The 2,735-nt window shown below is 73.9% G+C and carries 3 protein-coding genes and 1 pseudogene; all 4 read right to left on the bottom strand.

All coding sequences use genetic code 11. The features are described from left to right. Positions 1-1,225: DUF3631 domain-containing protein (locus DI005_RS13570; protein WP_113642310.1), on the bottom strand; the 1,225-nt coding region annotated here is incomplete at its 3' end. Then, positions 1,225-1,626 (bottom strand): ASCH domain-containing protein, encoded by a 402-nt coding sequence (locus DI005_RS13565; protein WP_113642309.1) that lies wholly within the window; start codon positions 1,624-1,626, stop codon positions 1,225-1,227. The genes DI005_RS13570 and DI005_RS13565, both read right to left, overlap by 1 nt. A 155-nt stretch (positions 1,627-1,781) precedes the next feature. Continuing rightward, a pseudogene (locus DI005_RS38950) lies at positions 1,782-2,054 on the bottom strand (WhiB family transcriptional regulator); the annotation flags it as partial. A gap of 56 nt (positions 2,055-2,110) precedes the next feature. Beyond that, complete coding sequence (locus DI005_RS13555) at positions 2,111-2,626, bottom strand: hypothetical protein (protein WP_113642307.1); 516 nt, start codon at positions 2,624-2,626, stop codon at positions 2,111-2,113. Positions 2,627-2,735 lie beyond the last annotated feature (109 nt).

Genomic DNA, 2,735 nt, shown 5'->3' with positions numbered 1-2,735 from the left:
GGGGCGTCCCAGCCGTCCCAGGCGTCCCGTCGCTGGTCAGGCCTGGGACGGCTTTTCTGGTGGGACGGCTTGAGCCGTCCCAGGGTTTTGAGCCGTCCCGGGCTGACCTGGGGTGATGAGGCTGGGACGGCTGGGACGGCTCCCCCTCCGGAAGGGGGCCGAGTTCGGGGCAGTAGCGCGCCCAGGAGTCGGTGAAGTCGGCCCGTTCGTAGCCTTTGCGTTGGCCGTCGGGGAAGCGGATGTTGCCGGAGCGGATGCCGTACTCGCGCAGCAGCGCGCTCATCTTCATGGCGGTGAGGCCGTTGGCGCCGTACTCGCCCCAGGGTGATTCCGGGATGCCGCGTAGCCGGTGCAGCAGTTCGGCGGTGGGCAGGGCAAGGTCAGTGCCGAAGGCGGTGCGGCAGTCGGCGAGCAGCCGGAGCCGGTCGGACATCTCCCCGCTGTCCTCGGCTTCTTGGGTCATGGCGAGCGCGGCGGCGCGGGCGCGGTCGGGCCAGTCGGCCCCGGCGTGGTCGGCCACCGCCACGAGCGGTTCCCAGGTGTCGGCGGCGCGGTCCTCCACGGGCATGTCTGGCTCGGCGCGCTCGAGCGTGGCGAGGTCGGCCCGCAGCCAGGCGGTGAGCTGCCCGGCCAGTCCACGCAGCGGGTCGCGGTCGCGGCGGGAGCGGTAGGCGGCGGCCTTCTCCCCAGCGGCTCGGCGGCGCATGTGGACCACGACGGCGCGGTCCTCGATGGTGTCGGGCATGGCGCCGATCCCGGCGAGCGCGGCCATCGCGAACGTGGGGATGGTGACCACGGTCTGACTCGCGGCGTCGTAGCGCAGCGCCGGGCGGCCACGCTGGTGTCCGGCGTTGAGCAGGCCGCGCAGGTCCTCGTTGTCCCCTGCCTTGGGGCCGAAGATGGTGTCGGCCTCATCCACCAGCAGCACGGGCGGATCGGCGGTGATCGAGCGGTACACGGCGGCCGGGCTGGCGTTGACGGTGATCAGCGGGTCATGGCAGGTGGCCTCCACGACGTCGAGCAGCCGGGACTTGCCGCACCGCCGCTCCGGTGCCCGGATCACCAGCCGGGGGGCGTGCGCCCACGCGGGTTGGGCATGGGTGGCGGCGATCCACAGCACCACCGCGTCCACCGCGTGGGCCGAGGGCATCACCACGTAGCGGGTGAGCGCGTCGTGCAGGGCGGTGAGTAGATCGGCGCCTGGCGTGGGTGTGTTGGCGTTCATCAGGCGGCCTCCTCGGCAGGGTGTTCGGTGATGGCGGGCGGCGGGGTGTAGAGCCCGCGCTGGCCGGGAGCGGGCAGCGGTTGGGGCCAGGCGTGGATGTGGGTGAGGACCCAGTGCCACGCGCCGGGCTCGCTCCACGGCGTGCAGCCCCGGCATTGGTCGTCGTGGTGGATGTCGGCGAGCACGGCGGTGCCGAGGTAGGCGCCGCACGGCGGGTTGACGATCCCGTAGGTGGCCGCGAGCGGTGCAGCGGCGGGGATGGGCCGCTGACCCGCGTGCAGCACCAGCGGTCCGCGCCAGCGGGTGTGCCAGGTGCGGTTCTCGACGGACTTGTGCCCGGCGAGGATCAGTGCCGTCCACGGTTGCCGGATCGACAGTGCGCGCCATTCGGCTGTGCTCATCAGGCGGCCTCCTGGTGTCGGGTCCGGGCTCGGGCGCGTTGCACAGTGCGCTCGGTGAGGGCGAGGTGGTCGGCGATCTGGCGGGCGGTGCGGCCCGCGCGGGTCAGCCGGGCGACCTCGGCGTCGTAGGTGCGCGGCCCCGGCCGGACGTGCGGGCGGCCGGTGAGGCGGCGGCGTTCGGGCTCGGTGAGCCCGCCCCAGATGCCAACGACCTCGGGATGAGCGAGGGCGTAGCCGAGGCAGTCGCCGCGCACGGGGCAGCCCTGGCAGATGCGCTTGACGGTGGCGACGTGGGCGGACCCGCCCGGTTCGCGCTCGGGAAAGAACGCGTCCGGGTCGGTATCGCGGCAGTGCGCCCGCTCATGCCACGCGAGCGCGTCGGCGGGCAGGCCGAGGTCGGCCCATGTGAGGCCAGGCCGTCGGGTGATGCCGTAGGCGGGCCTGCCGGGGATGGCGCTACCGGGTCGTGGGCGTGGTGTGGGCATCAGGCGGCCACCTCCAACCTGGTCGGGTGGGTGTTGGTGCGGGCGGCGGTGTAGCGGGCGTGCAGCTCGTCCGGGTGCTCGGTGTCGTCGGCGAGTTCGGCGAGCAGGTCGGTGGGGCTGGCCTCGACGGCGTGCAGGAGCCGGTGGGCGTGCTCGGCGAGCGCGCGGCGCCAGGCGGCCTCCAGCACCACGGCCTTGAGGTGGTGGGCAAGGTCGGCCGGAGCGGGGCCGGTCGCGCCGTAGGTGTCGGCCAGCCAGCGGCCCAGCCGGTGCCGCCGGTGCTCGCCGGGGGCCTGCCCGGTGGTGGTGGCGTGGGCGTAGACGGTGACCGGGGCCGGGGCCTGTCCGGCGGCGACCACCTCGATCACGAGGTGGAGCACGTGCGCGGCCATCGGGTCGGCCAGATCGTCCGGGCGCATCCCGGCCAGCACCCGGCGGGCGGGCTCGTGCGGCAGCCAAAGCAGGCAGCCGACGAACTGGCGTTCCGGATCGGTCAGGGCGGTGGCGGTGTCCATGAGGACCCTTTCGCGATTACAGTGAGTGGCTGTTTTCGGCATGCGGGTGCCGCGGCGGCGTCCTGTGGGGACGCCGCTGGGCGGGTTAGCTGGGTGGTTAGAGCGGTGG

This window comes from Prauserella sp. PE36, assembly GCF_003311655.1.
Lineage (GTDB): Bacteria > Actinomycetota > Actinomycetes > Mycobacteriales > Pseudonocardiaceae > Prauserella_A > Prauserella_A endophytica.
The sequence above is the reverse complement of the archived record's forward strand: the minus strand, read 5'-3'. Positions and strand labels throughout refer to the sequence as shown.